General features: G+C 31.8%; 17 protein-coding genes and 2 tRNA genes. 13 read left to right on the top strand and 6 right to left on the bottom strand.

The annotated features are described in order from the left end of the window. Positions 1–304: 304 nt before the first annotated feature. The 3 genes from FNIIJ_RS01790 to FNIIJ_RS01535 all read right to left on the bottom strand — a co-directional run bounded on the left by FNIIJ_RS01790 (position 305) and on the right by FNIIJ_RS01535 (position 4,764). The gene (locus FNIIJ_RS01790; RefSeq protein ID WP_199397422.1) at positions 305–574 is read right to left on the bottom strand and encodes a Rossmann-fold NAD(P)-binding domain-containing protein; all 270 of its coding nucleotides are present in this window, start codon (positions 572–574) and stop codon (positions 305–307) included. Positions 575–813: 239 nt separating this feature from the next. After that, a complete protein-coding gene (gene leuS, locus FNIIJ_RS01540) occupies positions 814–3,624 on the bottom strand; it encodes a leucine--tRNA ligase (protein ID WP_038436293.1) in 2,811 nt (936 codons plus the stop codon). A gap of 39 nt (positions 3,625–3,663) precedes the next feature. After that, positions 3,664–4,764, bottom strand: a complete 1,101-nt coding sequence (locus FNIIJ_RS01535) for a DNA polymerase III subunit (protein WP_038436291.1) — start codon at positions 4,762–4,764, stop codon at positions 3,664–3,666. Positions 4,765–4,804: 40 nt separating this feature from the next. On the opposite strand from FNIIJ_RS01535, the gene FNIIJ_RS01530 reads away from it, so the two are divergent. Continuing rightward, positions 4,805–6,073, top strand: coding sequence for a peptidase U32 family protein (locus tag FNIIJ_RS01530; RefSeq protein ID WP_038436290.1), 1,269 nt, complete (start codon positions 4,805–4,807; stop codon positions 6,071–6,073). After that, positions 6,045–6,275 (top strand): ferredoxin, encoded by a 231-nt coding sequence (locus FNIIJ_RS01525; RefSeq protein WP_038436289.1) that lies wholly within the window; start codon positions 6,045–6,047, stop codon positions 6,273–6,275. The genes FNIIJ_RS01530 and FNIIJ_RS01525 overlap by 29 nt, the downstream gene beginning before the upstream one ends. A gap of 52 nt (positions 6,276–6,327) precedes the next feature. On the opposite strand, the gene rseP is transcribed toward FNIIJ_RS01525, so the two are convergent. Further along, on the bottom strand, positions 6,328–7,539 hold the full coding sequence (rseP, locus tag FNIIJ_RS01520) for an RIP metalloprotease RseP (RefSeq protein WP_038436287.1): 1,212 nt from the start codon (positions 7,537–7,539) through the stop codon (positions 6,328–6,330). Here rseP and FNIIJ_RS01515 point away from each other — a divergent pair. The 6 genes from FNIIJ_RS01515 to aroQ all read left to right on the top strand — a co-directional run bounded on the left by FNIIJ_RS01515 (position 7,513) and on the right by aroQ (position 10,920). Continuing rightward, positions 7,513–8,550 (top strand): RluA family pseudouridine synthase, encoded by a 1,038-nt coding sequence (locus tag FNIIJ_RS01515; RefSeq protein WP_158499134.1) that lies wholly within the window; start codon positions 7,513–7,515, stop codon positions 8,548–8,550. The two genes, rseP and FNIIJ_RS01515, sit on opposite strands and share 27 nt — an antisense overlap. A gap of 9 nt (positions 8,551–8,559) precedes the next feature. Further along, the gene (pth, locus tag FNIIJ_RS01510; RefSeq protein WP_038436286.1) at positions 8,560–9,129 is read left to right on the top strand and encodes an aminoacyl-tRNA hydrolase; all 570 of its coding nucleotides are present in this window, start codon (positions 8,560–8,562) and stop codon (positions 9,127–9,129) included. Further along, a tRNA-Arg gene (locus tag FNIIJ_RS01505) sits at positions 9,128–9,202 on the top strand. Before pth ends, FNIIJ_RS01505 begins: the two co-directional genes overlap by 2 nt. 62 nt (positions 9,203–9,264) lie before the next feature. Further along, a tRNA-Phe gene (locus tag FNIIJ_RS01500) sits at positions 9,265–9,337 on the top strand. 411 nt (positions 9,338–9,748) lie between these two features. Beyond that, on the top strand, positions 9,749–10,489 hold the full coding sequence (locus tag FNIIJ_RS01495; RefSeq protein WP_233485140.1) for a pseudouridine synthase: 741 nt from the start codon (positions 9,749–9,751) through the stop codon (positions 10,487–10,489). Then, on the top strand, positions 10,486–10,920 hold the full coding sequence (gene aroQ, locus FNIIJ_RS01490; RefSeq protein WP_038436285.1) for a type II 3-dehydroquinate dehydratase: 435 nt from the start codon (positions 10,486–10,488) through the stop codon (positions 10,918–10,920). Before FNIIJ_RS01495 ends, aroQ begins: the two co-directional genes overlap by 4 nt. Here aroQ and yihA read toward each other — a convergent pair. Further along, entirely contained in the window at positions 10,901–11,521 is a 621-nt protein-coding gene (gene yihA / locus FNIIJ_RS01485) for a ribosome biogenesis GTP-binding protein YihA/YsxC (protein ID WP_316929435.1), read from the bottom strand. The genes aroQ and yihA overlap by 20 nt on opposite strands. Before the next feature lie 46 nt (positions 11,522–11,567). On the opposite strand from yihA, the gene era reads away from it, so the two are divergent. Further along, positions 11,568–12,455 (top strand): GTPase Era, encoded by an 888-nt coding sequence (gene era / locus FNIIJ_RS01480; protein WP_038436284.1) that lies wholly within the window; start codon positions 11,568–11,570, stop codon positions 12,453–12,455. A 2-nt stretch (positions 12,456–12,457) separates the two neighbouring features. On the opposite strand, the gene tyrS is transcribed toward era, so the two are convergent. Further along, positions 12,458–13,738, bottom strand: coding sequence for a tyrosine--tRNA ligase (tyrS, locus tag FNIIJ_RS01475; protein WP_038436283.1), 1,281 nt, complete (start codon positions 13,736–13,738; stop codon positions 12,458–12,460). 103 nt (positions 13,739–13,841) lie between these two features. Between tyrS and FNIIJ_RS01470 the strand changes: the two genes are divergently transcribed. Genes FNIIJ_RS01470 through leuB form a run of 4 tightly spaced genes read left to right on the top strand, consistent with a single transcriptional unit; the run spans position 13,842 to position 18,075 of the window. After that, positions 13,842–15,005: a 2-isopropylmalate synthase gene (locus FNIIJ_RS01470; RefSeq protein ID WP_051673252.1), complete on the top strand. Its 1,164-nt coding sequence runs from the start codon at positions 13,842–13,844 to the stop codon at positions 15,003–15,005. A 4-nt stretch (positions 15,006–15,009) separates the two neighbouring features. After that, a complete protein-coding gene (leuC, locus tag FNIIJ_RS01465) occupies positions 15,010–16,401 on the top strand; it encodes a 3-isopropylmalate dehydratase large subunit (RefSeq protein ID WP_038436281.1) in 1,392 nt (463 codons plus the stop codon). 5 nt (positions 16,402–16,406) lie between these two features. Further along, positions 16,407–17,006, top strand: coding sequence for a 3-isopropylmalate dehydratase small subunit (leuD, locus tag FNIIJ_RS01460; RefSeq protein ID WP_038436280.1), 600 nt, complete (start codon positions 16,407–16,409; stop codon positions 17,004–17,006). A gap of 13 nt (positions 17,007–17,019) precedes the next feature. Further along, entirely contained in the window at positions 17,020–18,075 is a 1,056-nt protein-coding gene (gene leuB, locus FNIIJ_RS01455; RefSeq protein WP_038436279.1) for a 3-isopropylmalate dehydrogenase, read from the top strand. Positions 18,076–18,692: the final 617 nt, after the last annotated feature.

Below are 18,692 nucleotides of genomic sequence, written 5' to 3'. Positions count from 1 at the left end.
TATTTAAATGCTTATCCCTAAGTGTTTATAACACTATTTTTCCAATAGCGGTATATGTTTTTCTTGTTGAATTTGTTTTATGAAATATGCATTGATCATAGTATCTTCTAGACCACTGCGTCAATTTCATCAGGTCCTAATATTCTTTTCACTTAGACGCTGCACGAATAATTTCTGCATTTCGCTAAACCGTTTTTCTAATCTACCGGAGCGCACCTTACTTATATTTTTTAACCATTCAAAGTAAGAAACCGTTACCCAGCATTTAGATAAACATCCGTAATGATAATAAGACCACTCTTATTCAGAACATATGACGATATATAATTTTTGCTTGTATCATATGAGCATTCCCTATATTAATGACATTTTCTAGAGCATAGGTCGCATTCAAGAGCCTTTCTATTATCTGGATAGATTTATTCTCTTTAATATATGCTTTTACTTTATTCGTATTTAATCCATTTTCGTTAGCCCACTCTCTCTCAGCTATTATTTTAGCACCAGTAAAAAAACTTTGCAGCGTGATGATGAGACGCTTATCTTCTAACCCGCAATCCAGTAATACGTCCACGGACTCTGCCCTCCGGTTACGCAAGCCACTTCACCAGGCTTTAATGATCTCCAACTCTCTCTCCTAATCAGGATACCGATAAAGTTTTTTTTTATTAATTCAGAAGTGTAACGGCGCGTAATTTTTTCAATCAGGTGCGGTATCCAGAGAAGTTTCTGATGCGAATGTTGCACACTATAGGATTCGATTGCAAGCTTTTACTTCAAGCAACACTTTTTTTTTCATTACTTCTCTATCTCTTAGACTACAATATTAATTATTTTATTCTGGATAATAATCGTATTCTTGATTTTTTTTCCCTGTAAATATTTTTTAGTTTCTGGATGTCTCAGAACCTCTTTTTTAATAAATTTTTGAGGAGTTCCAATAGGAAAATTCATTTTAAAACGCAGTTTCCCATTGAACGTTATCGGATATTCTATTATATTATCTGTAATATATTGTTTCTCGCACTTGGGCATAGGAACAAAGCATATAAAATCTTTATGGTTTAAACGATGCCAAAGTTCTTCAGAGATATGTGGAGCAAAGGGAGCTAGTAAAATAACTAGAGGTTCCAAAATTTTTCTACTTTTACATTGAATTTCACTCAATTTATTTGTAGCAATCATCAAAGCACTTATCGAAGTATTGAATGAAAAATTAGGGATATCTTCTCTTATTTTCTTTATGGTGCAATGTAATATTTTTAATTCTTTAATAGAGGGAGACGATTCCTCAACATAAAAACTTTCTCTGGAATGAAATAATCTCCAAAATTTCTTTAAAAACTGATGTGCTCCTTTAATCCCTCTAGTATTCCAAAGTTTCGTCTGATTTAGAGGTCCTAAAAACATCTCATGTATTCGCAAGGTATCTGCTCCATACTTTTCGTAAATATCATCTGGATTTCTCACATTAAACTTTGATTTCGACATTTTTTCTATTTTTCTTTTGCAAAAGAATTTCCCACTTTCGATGGAAAATTCAGCTTTAGAAAATTCTGGATGATACTTTTTGAATTTGTCAATATCGAGTTCATCTCCGTTTTTTAAAAGATGAATATCAACATAAAATTGTTGTGTTTTCTCTTGATTTCTTATTAATCCAGATGAGATAAAACGTTGTGTACCTTCTATTCTTGTTATCATAGCTGAGTGTTCTAATACCATTCCTTGGTTAAGGAGCTTTTTGAAGGGTTCCTCGGTACTCACCCAACCAAAATCTTTCAAAAATTTATGCAAGAATCTTGAATAGATAAGATGTCCTGTCGAATGTTCTTTACCTCCAACATATAAGTCTACGTTTTTCCAATAACTTGAAGAAGTCGTATCTATTGGGGAGTTATCATTATCAGTATTCATATAACGCAAAAAATACCAACTAGAACCAGCCCATCCAGGCATAGTACTAGTTTCTAAAGGAAAGATAGTTTTTTCGTCTATAAGTTTATTGGAGACTATTTTTTGTTTTTTTTCATACCAAGCCCAATGTGTAGCTCTTCCCAATGGTGGCTTACCTTCTTGAGTCGTCATATATTTATCCACTATTGGTAATAAAAGTGGGAGTTTTTTTTCAGGTATCCCGAAAGGAACCCCTTTTTTATAATAAATTGGAATCGGTTCACCCCAATAACGTTGTCTAGAGAAAACTGCATTTCTGAACCGATAATTTACCGTTCTATATCCCAAACCCTTTTCTTCTATTTTTTCAATAGACTTTTTAAGTGCTTCTTCTGCGCTAAGTCCGTTAAGAAAATCTGAGTGGATGCATTCTCCTTTTTTAATATCGTACGCTTTTTTATATACATCTTTCCCACCGCTGATTACTTCTATAATTTTTAATCCATATTTTTTGGCAAACATATGATCACGGGTGTTGTGAGCAGGAACCGCCATAATCGCCCCTGTACCATAACTATTTAAGACATAATCACTGATATACACTGGTATCCGTTCATTTGTGAACGGATGTGCAACATAAGCCCCCGTAAATACGCCAGATGTAGCGTGGGTTAACCTTTCCCGGTCATTGCGTTTTTTGCTCTCTTCGACATAGGTTTTTACTTCATTTATTTGTTTTTTAATAGTAATTTTTTCCCATAATTCATGCTCGGGGGCTAATACTATGAAACTAACTCCAAAAATGGTCTCCGGTCTTGGAGTAAAAATCTCTATATATGTTCCGGGATTATCTATTACAAAAAAAAACAGATTCAATCCAAAGGATTTCCCAATCCATTGTTTTTGTGCTTCTTTAATTGATTCTGGCCAGTCTATATTTTCTAATCCTTGTAAAAGACGATCAGCATAAGAAGTAATCCTAATGCTCCATTGAATAGTTTTTTTTTGATATACTGGATAACCACCTCGTTCGCTTTTTCCTTCTATGACTTCATCATTAGCTAGTACAGTACCTAGATGAGGGCACCAATTGACTGTAGTTTCCGATCGAAAGGCTAATCTATACTTTTGAAGTATTTCTTCTTTCCTAGAGAGGGGAAATGAGTTCCATTCTTTAGCCGTAAATTTGTTTCTGTTTTCTTCTGGAGATCTTATTACAAGATTTCCTTCTTTTTCAAAAATTGAAATCAACTCATTGATAGGACGTGCTCTTTTAAGAGAGATGTCATACCAAGAATTGTAAAGCTGTAGAAATATCCATTGAGTCCATCGATAATAATCAGGATCGCTAGTACATACTTCTCTACTCCAATCGAAAGAAAGACCTAATCGTTTAAGTTGTTTCTTATATCTTTGGATATTGACTTTGGTAGTAAGAGAGGGATGTTGTCCTGTTTGGATAGCATATTGTTCAGAAGGAAGTCCAAACGCATCAAATCCAATTGGATGAAGTACGTTATAATTTTCAGAACGTTTATATCTTGTATAAATATCAGAAGCAATATATCCAAGAGGATGACCTACGTGCAATCCTGCTCCAGAAGGATAAGGAAACATGTCTAACACATAATATTTAGGTTTCTTAGAATGATTATCCGCTTTAAAAATTTTATATAATTCCCAACGCTTTTGCCATCTGTTTTCGATCTCTCTAAAAGTATATTCCATAAATATCGATATATTTTTTACATTCCGATAAGAAAATGTCTAATGTAAATATTTTGCAATTTGAATTGATAAGTCGAGAAAAACTAAATTCGCATGGGCATTTTTCCAAATTTCTCTACTAGCTTTGTTGATCTCTTTCAGTATCCCTTTCATATTTTCCCACTGAATATAGGTCGAAAAATACTCCCAATCAACTTTTTTCCATTGTAATGGATTAAAAGTTAATTTTTTAACGTTATAATGGGTAAAAAGTGCTATCCGGAAAATATATAAACAATAATCCAAAAATTGTATCTGTCGTTCTTTTCCCCAATTATGCAATACTTCAGACCATTCGATAAGAGTTTTTAAAGCTTTAGTTTTTTTTATAAAAAGAAATATATTTCGTATCCATTGTCTAAACACTTCCCCAAAATCGTTCTCTTCAGTACACTGTATAAGTTGCAGGGTTCTTCCTAAATCACCTTCCGCACCTTGAGCTATTACAATAGCCTTTTTTTCAATTAAATTATATTTTTTTTGCAAAATCTTTTGTATCTCCTTTACAGGAATTGGTTTTAGACGAAGAAGTTGCAACCTAGATAGAATGGGAGGCAATAATCCTCTTTCCTCTTCCCCAACGAATAGCATAATGGTTTTCTCTGGTGGGTATTCTAAAATTTTCAAAAGGTTGTTAGCTGCTACAACATTAAGACGCTCAGGCATCCACATAATTAGGACCTTATATCCTCCTTCATAGCTTTTCATTTGAAGTTTTTTAATAATTTTTTGCGTTTCTTCTATCCCAATTTTTCCTGTTTTGTTTCCAATCTTTATATACTCTAACCATTGAAACAGATTTCCATAGGAATTATTTTTAATGAATTCTCTCCATTTATAAAACAAATCTGAACTGAGAACATTTGGAGCAGTCGGAAATATAAAATGAAGATCGGGATGTTGCAATGTATCCAATTTTAAATAATTGGATGGATCTTTTTCATTGAATAACAGTTGACGTGCATAAGCTATGGATAAAGGTAAACCTCCATAGCCTGCAGGTCCTAAAAAAAATAGTGTAGGTGAAATACATCGACTTTTATACATATTTGTTAAAAACAATTTTGCTTCTTCTTGTCCAATTATATTTTCCAAATACATTTTTTTTTATTGTATAACTAATAAAAATTTACATAATTTAATGGGAAAAGATGGTCGAATAGAGCTGATGTCTCCCGCCGGAGATTGGGCATCTTTACAAGCAGCTATAGATCATGGTGCAGACTCAGTATATTTTGGGGTAGAACAATTCAATATGAGAGCTGTTTCGACGACAAATTTTACAATAGAAGAACTTCCTGAAGTTGTAAATCTCTGTAAAGAGAAAGGTGTACGGACGTACCTTGCCATGAATACTATTATTTATGATCATGACCTTTCGGTGATAAAAAAAGTATCTAATACTGCAAAAAAAATCGGGGTAGATGCGTTAATTGTTATGGATCAAGCAATAATTAATTATGCTAGGCAAATTGGGCTGGAAGTACATATTTCCACTCAATTGAACATAACGAATATAGAAACTGTGAAATTTTATTCCTTTTTTGCTGATGTTATGGTATTGAGTAGAGAACTTAGTCTAAAGCAAATACAAAAAATAAGTAAACAAATTCAAAGAGAAGAAATTATGGGTCCGTCCGGACGGTTAGTAGAGATTGAAATTTTTTGTCATGGAGCTCTATGTATGGCGATTTCTGGAAAGTGTTATCTGAGTCTTCATTCTAAAAATTCTTCGGCAAATAGAGGAGCTTGTAAGCAAAATTGTAGGAAAAAATATACAGTAATTGATCAAGAAAATGGTTTTGACATCTCGATAAATAATGAATACATGATGTCTCCAAAGGATCTTTGCACTATTGATTTTCTAGATCAAATAATTTCTTCAGGAGTTAAAATTCTTAAGATAGAAGGTAGAGGTCGTTCTCCTGAATATGTAGCTGTCACAACAGCCTGTTATCGTGAAGCGATTGATGCTATCGCCAATGATAATTTGGAAGAAAAAAATCCGGATAAATGGAGGGAACGTCTAAATTCAGTATATAATCGTGGTTTTTGGAGTGGTTATTATCTCGGGAAAAAATTAGGAGGATGGTCTGAAGTAAGCGGTTCTGTAGCTATACATAAAAAAGTCTATTTAGGTAAGGGAAGACATTATTATCCTAAATCCTCCATTGGAGAATTTATCATAGAAGCTAATGCTATCCATCTAGGGGATAAAATTTTGATAATTGGACCTACTACAGGAGTTAAGGAAATACAGGTGAATTCTCTGAAGGTAGAGAATCATTATACTAAATGTGCTGACAAGGGACAAATATGCACGATTCCTATAAACTTCAGGATAAGGAATTCCGATAAAATTTATAAACTAGTAAAGAACGATGTTAATCATTACCTTACAAAGAAATAAATGCATTGGTTGCAATTATTGTACTGAACTCTCCCCAATTCATTTTCGCATGTCCAAAACAGATGGGAAATCAGTATTATTGCATTCTGTGGAAAAAAAGGGGTTTTTTACCCTAAAAACACCTAATGATCATGACTATGAAAATAGTAAGAAAGCCTCAAAAGCTTGCCCTATAAAGATTATAAAAGTCACAAAAAAATAATATCAACGGACGTTACGACGTTACTCTTGGTAAAGGATTCTATCCTCTTTAATCAGATTAATCTAAATATATCCCAAATTAATACTAAAATCATCAATAAGGATAGAAATCTAATACCAATTAGAGTGGATTTTTCTACAAATTTCTCACTTATCTGTCTACCCATGATCATTTCTATAATAATAAAAAATACATAACCACCATCAAGAGACGGTATAGGTAAGACATTGAAAAAGGCTATCCATATAGAAAAAGTCGCAGTAATTATCCAAAAATATTCCCAGTCCCAATTGGGGGAAAAAGATTTAGTGAGAGATAGAATACTACCCACTTTTTTATAAGCTTGGGTTTTGATATTAAACACCTGTTTGAATATATTTATTTGTGCAGTTAAGCTTTCCCAGGTTTTTTTAGTCCCTGATAAAAGACTATCTAAAAACCCGTAATATTTTTTTTCTAAAGGTAACAGATTTTGCATATCCGAAATGGATCCCAAATTTCTCCCAATTTTATTATTTTTTACCATTTTTATCTTCATCTCATAACGTTCTCCATTCCTGTTTATAAAAAGTCTAATTGTATCAGACTTTTTCTTATTTAGAATTTCAAGAACCTGATCAATAAATAATACATGGTGGAAATTAATACCAATAATTTTATCTCCTTTTTTTACCCCAGCTGGGGATTGTTTTATAACATTTTTTACTATAGCTGGGATTCTAGGAAATATCCGTAATTGGGGAGGAGATGTAATATGTTTTTTGTTACGTTCTACAGTTAGATCTTTCCCCAAAAGAATAGATTTAGGCAAATCTTGAATCCGTTCAATTTTCTTTCCATTGCGTATAATGTCTCCATTCTTAATCCCTCTCTCATCTACAGTTAGACCATATTTAATATTTTTTATCGGTAAATAAGTTTCACCATAATGGAAAAGCAGACATGAAAATATAGCGATAGATAAAAGAACATTGAATATGACTCCACTAAGCATGACAATTAACCGCTGCCAAGCAGGTTTTGATGGACGGGTTATTTGTTCTTGATTAATTTTTACATAGCCACCTAGAGGAAGCCATCCTATACCATAAACAGTAGATCCAATTTTTTTTTCGAAAATAGAAAACCACGGATCAAAGAATATAACAAATCGGTATACGCGAATTTTAAATAATTTAGCTGATAAAAAATGACCTAGTTCATGCAAGATTCCAAGGATAAAACAACTAAGAATCAATTGACAAATTTGAATCAAAATCTTCATCTGGTTAAAATGTGGAAATGCGAGACATTTTATAATCACAATTTATGCTATAAACGCTTTTATTTAAAAGTAGATATCAAACAAAATCCCATTAGAATTGATAAATTTTTAGTTAATATGATCCAACATCCTACTCGTAGTAAAATAAAAAATGCTATAAAATCAGGAAAGATTTTAGTAAATGATATACCTGTAAAACAAAATTATATAGTAAAATTTAAGGATGATGTAAGTTTTATAATGAAAGATCCAGTTTTTAACGTTATTGCAGAAAACATTCCTTTAAATATTGTATATGAAGATGAATATTTATTAGTAATTAATAAGCCAACAGCTATGGCAATGTATCCTGGAAATGGAAATTATGATGGGACGCTTTTAAACGCTCTTAAATATTATTTAAAAAAACAAGATCCTTGTCAACGGATGGGGATAGTTCATAGAGTTGATAAGGATACTAGTGGTCTTATAGTAGTAGCTAAAGATAATTATAATTTTCAACATTTGTCTAGACAATTTTTTTGTAAAAACACACAACGATATTATCTGGCTTTAGTTTGGGGAAATATAGAAAAATCAGGAAAGATTAGTGGAAATATAGGTAGAAGTCTTCGAAATAGAACTATAATGAAAGTTTTTCCTGATGGTTCTTTAGGAAAGCCTGCCGTTACTTATTACAAAATTAGGGAACAATTCAGTTCTGTTACTTTGTTAAAATGTCGTTTAGAAACTGGACGGACTCATCAAATACGAGCACATTTTAAGTATATTGGTCATCCTTTGTTTAATGATATTCAATATGGAGGAAATAAAATTTTAAAAGGAACATTTTCTAAAGAATATCAACAATTTGTAAAGAATTGTTTTTCTTTTTTACATGGTCAATTTTTGCACGCTCAATCTTTAAATTTTATTCATCCTATAAGTAATAAAAATATGTATTTTGAAGTTTCTTTACCCAAAGAAATGAATGAAGTTATAAAAAAATGGCGTTCCTATTCTAGCTTATAGTCTTTTAAAATGGAGAAGTATCTGATTGTAGGTTTAGGTAATAAAGGTTTTAGTTATCAACATACTCGTCATAACATTGGTTATATGGTCCTAGATATCTTAGCTCAGAACTATAGGATAAATTTTTCTCCATGTAGGTTGGGAAATCTTTTATCTTTTTCTTTCAGAGGAAAACTATTTATACTACTAAAACCTAATACTTTTATGAATTTAAGCGGAATATCGGTCAAATATTGGATGGAAAAAGAAAAAATTCTTAGAGAGAAACTTCTCATCATTACAGATGATATTCATCTTAAGTTAGGGACATTCCGGATTCGTGATAAGGGGGGTGATGGAGGGCATAAAGGGTTGAAAAATATACAAGAGATACTTACTACTTCTCATTATCCTCGTTTTAGAATAGGTATAGGGGGGAAATTTGAAAGAGGAAAACAAAAAGATTACGTCTTAAGTGAGTGGACAAATGAAGAGTTTTTAGTACTATCGAAGTCTATAGATGAAGCAGGGAAGGCGATTATTTCTTTTGTAATGAGTGGATTACAAAAGACAATGAATATTTTTAATAAAAAGTTCTAAGACCTCTTAGTTTAAATAGGATAGAACGTGGGATTCCGGATCCCAAAGTGAGGGTTCGAATCCCTCTTAGGTCACAATGCTTGATGATTCTCGATCTCTCTTGATAAAGGTTATATTTTCTTTTAGATTTGTGATGGTATCTTAGCTCAGTTGGTAGAGCAACGGACTGAAAATCCGTGTGTCCCCAGTTCGATTCTGGGAGATACCACTTATCTATAAATGTTTTATAATAAGTTTTAAACTGATCCGGGTTAAAAGAATAAAGTACGGTTCCGAATTACTCTTATTATTAATAATCGGAAAGAAATTCCTAAATTGTTATTATTAGGTGTACCGCAGCTGAATGAATAAGCTGGAGATACAGTAGGAGTAGATATGATAAGTCCATATGACTAATAATAAGTTAAAAATTCTTCTTCTTCTTCTTCTTCGGCATCTATCAGATCTAAAGACAGCAATTTCATTAAGCGCAAATGGGGTAACTTATGTCTCTCGCTCTAGAAAATCTAGAGAACGAAGCTAAAAATACTAGATGACCGACAATAGGAATTTTTAAAATGTAGCGTTTTAAATTCTCTAACTATATGTACTTCAATCCCATGTTTTATTTAAAATATAAATGAAATTAAAAAAAATCCTAAAAGGAATTCGATTAAATAGGTATCTTGCCCATTCTGGAGTCTCTTCTAGAAGAACATCTGAGACATTTATAAAAACCGGAATAGTAGAAATAAATGGGAAAATTGTGAAAGAACCTGGTTACAGAGTATTTCCTAATGATCGAGTCAAATTTTATAATAGATTTCTTTATCCAGAAGAAAAAGTGTACATCCTTTTAAATAAACCTAAAGGTTTTATCACTACTACTCGTGACGAGAAAAATAGAAAAACTGTAATGGATCTGGTATCGAATGCTTCACCATATAGACTTTATCCAGTAGGAAGACTGGATAAACAAACCACAGGTGTTTTGTTATTTACTAATAATGGGGATTTAGCTGAAAAAATGATACATCCAAAATATAAGATAAGAAAAATTTATCATGTTAGACTAAACCGAAAATTTAAAATCTTTGATTTTGAAACAATTAAAAAAGGAATTAATTTCCCTGAGGGGAAAGCTAAAATAGATGTAATTTCTTATATACCGGGAATTCCAAAAAATAGAGTCAGCTTGACTTTACATATAGGGTGGAACAGAATAGTTAGGAGAATTTTTGAATATTTAGGTTATAAAATAGTCAATCTTGATAGAATATCGTTTTGTGGGCTTACCAAGAAATCTCTTAAAAAAGGACAATGGAGAATTATTACTGAAAAAGAAAGAAAATCACTTGAAAAATTTGTATCTCAAAAATGAGATATTTAAAGGAAATAACCATAATAAATGGACCTAATCTAAATCTTCTAGGGAAACGAGAACCAAAACTTTACGGGAATGAATCTATGGAAAAATATCTTCATGTCCTTAAAAACAAATATTTTCGATCCAATTGTAAATTGGATTATATGCAAAGTAATCATGAAGGAACACTTATTGATTTTTTACATAAGAAAAGTACAATATCTATTGGGATTGTATTAAATGCAGGTGCTTATACCCATACTTCTTTAGCAATAGCTGACGCTATTCGTGCTATTCAGATACCTGTAGTAGAAGTACATCTTACTAATGTTTATTCACGTTCAGAAATTCGTCATAGGTCCTTAATTTCTGCTGTTTGTAAAGGTTCTATCTGTGGGTTTGGTATGAAATCTTATGATCTAGCTATTATGAGTTTCCTATCTTAGTTTTCCATTGTTCATTAAGAGTTTCTATATATTTAAGAATTTTTATTTTTCCCTCTCTTGAATTAGAGGAACTTTTAAAAAAAGTGGGTATTACTTCCCAATCTTCTAATAAAGTTTTCTGATATAGTGAAATATTTCTTTCACATTTTTTAAAACTTAATTTATCTGTTTTAGTAAAAATTAAGCAAAATGGAATTTGGTTTTCACCAATATATTTCAAAAAGTTTCGATCATTTTTCTGTATAGGTAAACGACTATCTATAAGCACAAATAAACATAAAAGATTTTCACGAGAACTTAGATAATCGTATATTAATTTTTGGATTCTTTTTCTTTCCTTTTTAGATATCTCAGCATATCCATAACCTGGTAAATCTGCTAAATACCACTTATTATTGATTAAAAAATGATTAATTAAACGGGTTTTTCCTGGAAATGATGATGTTTTTGCAAGTCTTTTTCTATTCGTTAGCATATTAATCAAGCTCGATTTTCCAACATTTGACCGTCCAGCAAAGGCATATTCTGGGAAATTAGGTTCTGGGAGTTGATCTGTTTTTGTACTGCTTGATATAAAACTTGTACTTTGAATGTTTATCATAATAGTTTTTTTTGTAGACTAAAAGAAAAATTATTTATACCTTAACATGGTTAATCACAAATCCGGCTTTGTTACCATCATTGGGAATCCAAATGTAGGAAAATCCACACTAATGAACGTTTTAGTTGGGGAACGTCTTTTTGTTGTTACACCTAAAGTTCAGACAACTAGACATAGGATTATAGGAATTGTAAATAATGATAATTATCAAATTATTTTTTCTGATACTCCTGGTATTTTAGAAGCTTCTTATACAATGCAAAATATAATGATGGGTTTTGTAAAAAAATCTATTGAAGATGCAGATATACTTATTCTTATGGTGGAGGGAAGGAAAACAATGCAAAAAAACCGACAGATTTTAAAAATAATTAAAAATAATTCTAGACCTCTGTTATTGTTGATTAATAAAATCGATTGTATCGATAAAAAGACCCTTAAGGATACTATTTATTATTGGGGTAATATTTTTACAAAAGCTGAAATACTTCCAATCTCAGCAACAAAAAAAAAAAATATTCAGATCCTACTAAAAAAGGTTATCCATTTATTACCTGAACATAAAGCCTACTACCCCAAAGATGAGATTACAGACCGTTCAGAAAGATTTTTTGTTAGTGAAATTATTCGGGAGAAGATATTCTTTTTATATAGAAAAGAGATTCCCTATTCATCTGAAGTATCTATCGATAGTTTCGAAGATAAAGAATCACTTTTAAAAGTGTATTGTTCTATTCACTTGGAAAGAAACTCCCAAAAAGAGATTTTAATAGGAAACAAGGGAAAAGCTATAAAAAAATTAAGCATAATTTCAAGAAAAAGTCTTGAAAGATTCTTTCAAAAAAGAATTTTTTTACATCTTTATGTAAAGATAAATAAAAATTGGCGTTCAAATAAAAGTAAACTAAAACGTTTAGGTTATTTTCTTTCTTAAGATTACGTTGCTTCTAGAATTAAATATTTCTTTTTTCCTTTTTTCAAAAGTATATAACGTTCTGCTATTATATGGATTTTACTTAAAGTAAAATTTTCATCAACTTTTTGATGATTAACTGAAATAGATTTTTCTTTCAAAGAACGACGTGCTTCTCCTTTTGAAGAAAAAAAACAACTTTTCTCTGTTAGTACTTCTATGATAGACACACCTTTTAGCAAATCTTCCATAAAGATTGTAGCGCGGGGTACGCCCTCAAAAATAGAAAGAAATGTGTTTTCATCTAAATCTTTTAAAGAGGCTATCAAATTATTATTGAATAACAATTTTGAAGCATATACCGATTTATTATAGTATTCCGTACTATATATCCATTGAGTGATCTCTTTAGCAAGTATTTGTTGTAGAATTCGTTTATTAGGTGCTTTTTTATGCTCTTCAATAAGCTTATCTATTTCTTCAATAGGTAACAAAGTATACATTTTAATAAAACGTATTGCTTCGTCATCTGAAATATTCATCCAAAATTGAAAACAAATGTAGGGTGAAGTCCGTTTAGCATCTAACCAAATATTTCCTTCCACCTTGCTTTTACCGAATTTTGTCCCATCGGATTTAGTAACTAAAGGGAAGGTTAGACCATATGCTGTTCCCGAGGTTTTTTTTCTAATAAGTTCTATGCCAGTAACGATGTTTCCCCATTGATCTGAACCACCTATTTGTAATAGACAGTTTTCATTTTTATAAAGATGATAAAAATCATATCCTTGCAATAGTTGATAAGTGAATTCAGTAAAAGACATTCCATTTTTTGGGTTCAAACGTTTTTTTATAGAATCTTTTGATAGCAAATAGTTTATAGTAAAGTGTTTCCCTACATCTCGTCCAAATTCTATAAAAGATAGTGGACTTATCCAATCCGAATTGTTGAGCAAGCGAATATTACTCGATTTAATGTATAGTAATCGAGACAATTGTTCTTTAATACATTGAATATTTTGTTCAATGATATCCTTATCTAGTAATTTCCGTTCTTCAGATTTTCCAGATGGGTCCCCAATCATTCCCGTAGCTCCTCCTAAAACAGCTATAGGATGATGCCCTGCTCGTTCAAAATGAATGAGAAGTAAGATAGGTAACAAATTCCCGAGATGTAAAGAATCCGCCGTAGGATCAAATCCTACGTATAAAGTTATCGGTCGTTTTTTTGATTGATCAATAAGTCCTGGAGTTATATTTTTTAGTAATCCTCTCCAGGATAGTTCTTGTATGAGGTCTTTCATTAATTTTAATTTTTTATTGAAAAAAAACCGAAAAAATATCCATTATTCCTCGGATTTAGTCACTTCATGTAGTTTCCTTTTATTATTTGAATAATAAGTTGTTATGAATAACAAAATCGAAATTTTCGATACAACATTACGAGATGGAGAACAAGTACCTGGATGCAAATTGAATGTTAGAGAAAAAATTGAAATTGCACGACAACTTGAACAATTAGGAGTAGATGTAATTGAAGCAGGATTTCCTATTTCAAGTCCTGGAGATTTTAAATCAGTTAAGGAAATCAGTCAATCGGTTACCATACCTATTGTATGTGCTCTATCAAGAGCGATAAAAAAAGATATTGAAATAGCAGCAGAATCTATTAAATCAGCTAAAAGACAACGTCTTCATACAGGGATAGGCACCTCAGAATTTCATATCAGATATAAATTTAATAGTACTTCTGAAAAAATTATAGAAAATGCCATAGCAGCAGTGAAATACGCCAAAAGTTTTGTAGAAGATGTAGAATTCTATGCGGAAGATGCTGGGAGAACAGATAACGAGTTTCTTGCTCGTGTATGTGAGTCAGTGATTAAAGCCGGAGCCACAGTATTGAATATTCCTGATACAACTGGTTATTGTCTGACAGAAGAATATGGAAAAAAAATTCTTTATCTAAAAGAAAATGTTAAAGGCATTCATAAAGCTATTCTTTCTACCCATTGTCACAATGATTTAGGTTTAGCTACAGCTAATTCATTAGGTGGGATTATTCATGGTGCGAGGCAAGTAGAATGCACCATAAATGGTTTAGGGGAACGTGCTGGAAATACTTCTCTAGAAGAAATTGTTATGATTGTTAAAAAACATCGTTCATTAAGATTATATACAAATATCAAATCTGAATTACTTTGTCCTACTAGTTGGCTAGTTTATGAACGGACTGGGATGTATGTTCAAGCTAATAAAGCTATAGTAGGAGACAATGCTTTTGCTCATTCTTCAGGGATCCATCAAGATGGATTGATAAAAAAACGTGAAACTTATGAAATTCTTTCTCCTAAAGAGGTAGGTGTTAAGGAATCTTCTATAGTTTTAACGGCTCGGAGTGGCCGTGCTGCTTTAGCTTATAGATTTAAAAAAATGGGATATACTTTCTCTAAAAAAGATTTAAATCTTATTTATCCTATTTTCTTAGAACATGCGGATAAAAAAAAAGAAGTACATAATGAAGATCTTAAAATTATTTTAAAGACTGCGAATTTTATTACAAATCTTTGACCTTATGGCAAAAAGTTTATTTGATAAAGTTTGGGAATCTCATATTGTAATGAATATTCCAGGAGGTTCCGGAGTACTTTATATAGATCGACATTTTATTCATGAAGTGACTAGTCCACAAGCTTTTGAAGAATTGGAAAAAAAAGGATTACCAATATTCAGAAAACGTAAAATTATCGCTACCGCTGACCATAATGTGCCTACTAAGGACCAACATTTACCTATTCAAGATCCACTGTCAAGAAATCAAATAGAAACCTTATCTAGTAATTGTAAAAAACATAATATGAAACTATTTGGATTAGGACATAAATATCAGGGAATAGTTCATGTAATAGGCCCAGAACTGGGAATAACGTTACCTGGAATGACTATTGTTTGCGGAGATAGCCATACTTCTACGCACGGTGCTTTCGGATCTATTGCTTTTGGGATCGGGACCAGTCAAGTAGCCATGGTAATGGCTAGTCAATGTCTTCTCCAGAGAAAACCTAAACAAATGCGGATCCATGTAGAGGGTAATCTTAAGAAAGGTGTGACTCCCAAAGACGTAATACTATATATTATTTCCAAACTTGGAACTGGTGTAGCTACTGGGCATTTTGTAGAATATACAGGAGGGATATTTAGACGAATGAGCATGGAAGGTAGGATGACTATTTGTAATATGAGTATTGAAATGGGAGCCAAAGGCGGAATTATTGCTCCGGATAAAACCACTTTTTCTTACTTAGAGGGTAAGAAATTTTCTACTACAGGGATAACTTTCAAAAATGCAATAAAGTATTGGAAAAATCTTTATACGGATGAATATGCTCTATTTGATCGAAAATATTCTTTCGATGCTTCCGATATAGAACCCATGATAACATATGGCACTAATCCAGGAATGGGGATAAAAATAAGTCAAAAAATTCCTAAACATACAGACCAAAAATCTTTGGAGTATATGGGACTAAAAAACAATGAATCTCTTATAGGGAAGACTATTGATTATGTTTTTATAGGTAGTTGTACTAATGCTCGCATAGAAGATCTTTATTTAGTAGCGAAAATAGTAACAAATAAGAAAAAAGCTCAGAATGTTCAAGCAATGATTGTCCCAGGATCACAAAAAATAATTAGGAAACTTCGTGAAGAAGGATTAGATCTTATCTTTAAAAAGGCTGGATTTGAATTAAGAGAATCTGGATGTTCAGCTTGCTTAGGGATGAATGAAGATCAAATCCCTTCGGGGTCTTATTGTGTTTCTACTTCCAACAGAAATTTTGAAGGTAGGCAAGGTCATGGGTCAAGAACTTTGTTAGCGAGTCCATTAGTGGCAGCTATCACAGCTATAGAAGGAAAAATCGTTAACATAAATCGTTATATAGAAGAAAATTCTCTTTTAAATTAGATCATATGAACAAATTCACCCGCCTTATTTCAAAAGCTGTACCATTAGAAATAGAAAATATAGATACCGATCAAATTATCCCAGCACGTTTTTTAAAAACTACTACAAGAGAACATTTTGGGGAAAATTTATTTAGAGATTGGAGATTGACTTCTAATGGAATACCCATAAAAAATTTTATTCTTAATAATTCTTCTTATTCTGGGGAAATATTGCTAACTGGAAAAAATTTTGGTTGTGGCTCAAGCCGAGAACACGCTGCTTGGGCTCTTTTAGATTACGGATTTCGTGTAGTAATTTCTAGCTCCTTTGCGGATATTTTCAAAGAAAATACTTTGAATAATGGGTTATTGCCAATAGAAGTTTCTGACAAATTTTTAAAAGATCTATTCCAAGCAGTGCAAATTAATAAGAACACCTTACTCTGTGTAGATTTGGAAAAACAGATTTTAAAAATAGGAACCACCAATAAAGATGAAAGTTTTGATATAGATTCCTATAAAAAAATGTGTTTTCTTAATGGATCTGACGATATAGATTTTCTAATTAGTCTTAAAGATAAGATAAAGGCATTTGAGAAAAAGCATTCTGAGTTCCTTTCTTAAGGATTTTTTTATTATGAAAAAAAATATAGCAGTTTTATCCGGGGATGGTATTGGACCTGAAATTATGCGACAATCAATAAAAGTATTGAATGCTATAGCTAAGAAGTTTAATCATAATTTCGTTTACCAAGAAGCTTTGATTGGCGCTATAGCTATTCAAAAGACAGGAGATCCGATGCCTAAAGAAACACTAGAAATTTGTATGGAGAGTGATGCAGTATTATTGGGAACTGTTGGAAATCCTAACTATGATAGTGATACGAAAATGAGACCTGAACAAGGGTTACTAAAAATTAGGAAAGTTATGGATCTTTATTGTAATATACGTCCTATAACTACTTATGATTTATTAATGAATTCCTCTCCATTAAAAATGGAATATATAAAAGGAACAGATTTCATAATCTATCGGGAATTAATTAGTGGGATTTATTTTGGTAAAAAAGGCCGTTCTGTTGATGGAAAACAAGCTTATGACTATTGCTGCTATTCTTCCGATGAAATAGAACGTATTGGACGAGACGCTTTTAAAGCAGCGCTTTTACGAAAAAAAAAACTGACTTTAGTAGATAAGGCAAATGTGTTAGAAACCTCACGACTATGGCGAGAAATTATTAAGAAAATCTCTATAGATTATCCTGAAGTCATAGTGGATTTTCTTCTTGTAGATAATGCTAGTATGCAGATTATTCTTAATTCTTCTAGATTTGATATCATTTTAACGGAAAATATGTTTGGAGATATCTTATCAGATGAATCGAGTGTAATTACTGGTTCTATTGGGTTATTACCTTCAGCTTCTATTGGTAGAAAAAATGCTATTTTTGAACCAGTACATGGCTCTTATCCTCAAGCCGAAGGAAAAAATATAGCTAATCCTTTAGGATGTGTGCTTTCAGCTGCTATGATGCTTGATTATTTCGAATTGTCAAATGAAGCTCAAGAAATAAGAAAATCAGTGGCGAATTCTATACATAATAAAAAATCTACTGTAGATATTTGTAAGCATAAATCCTTAGGGACAGAAGAAGTAGGAGACTTTTTAAGTCAATATATTCTTAATAGATAATCAAGTTAATGTATGAAATAATAGAGGGTAGTATTATACAAATCATAGGTCCTCATTTTTAATAATTCTTCTTCAGAAAAAGATTTAATATTAGAAGTACCATGGATTCTACTGATGGTTTAAAGATAGGAATGCCTATTACTGTTTCTGTCGCGATTATTGAATGTAGTTGGACCATCGCCCAAGTTTTCTACAATGACGAAAGTTATTGATCTAGTTGAACCTTATGCAAAGGTCGTAAAAATTGGTATGCTGGTGTAGGAAAAACTGTTATAATTCAGTAACTAATAAATAATATAGCTTATCAAGGAATTTCGGTCTTTGCTTGAGTTGGCTCGCGTACAAGAGAGAGTAATGATTTGCTTCGTGAAATCTGGGTAATGAGTTGATAGAGAAGCTCTAAGGCAGTTTTGAACCTTTCCGTAGCTGAATATTATCGTGACAGTGGTAAAGGACGAGATGTTCTATTTTTTGTAAGGCAGGTAATCAACCCACTTTATCCTCTTAAATGAGTATAATGCAAGAACGGATAGTTTCTCACGCCGACGATATTACAGCTACTTTTTATACAGAAAAATTTCTTCTTTAGGTAGACTCGACTTCGAGAATATTAACTA

This window comes from Candidatus Walczuchella monophlebidarum, from assembly GCF_000709555.1.
Lineage (GTDB): Bacteria > Bacteroidota > Bacteroidia > Flavobacteriales > Blattabacteriaceae > Walczuchella > Walczuchella monophlebidarum.
Note: the sequence above shows the minus strand (reverse complement) of the source record. Positions and strands in the feature narration are given on the sequence as shown.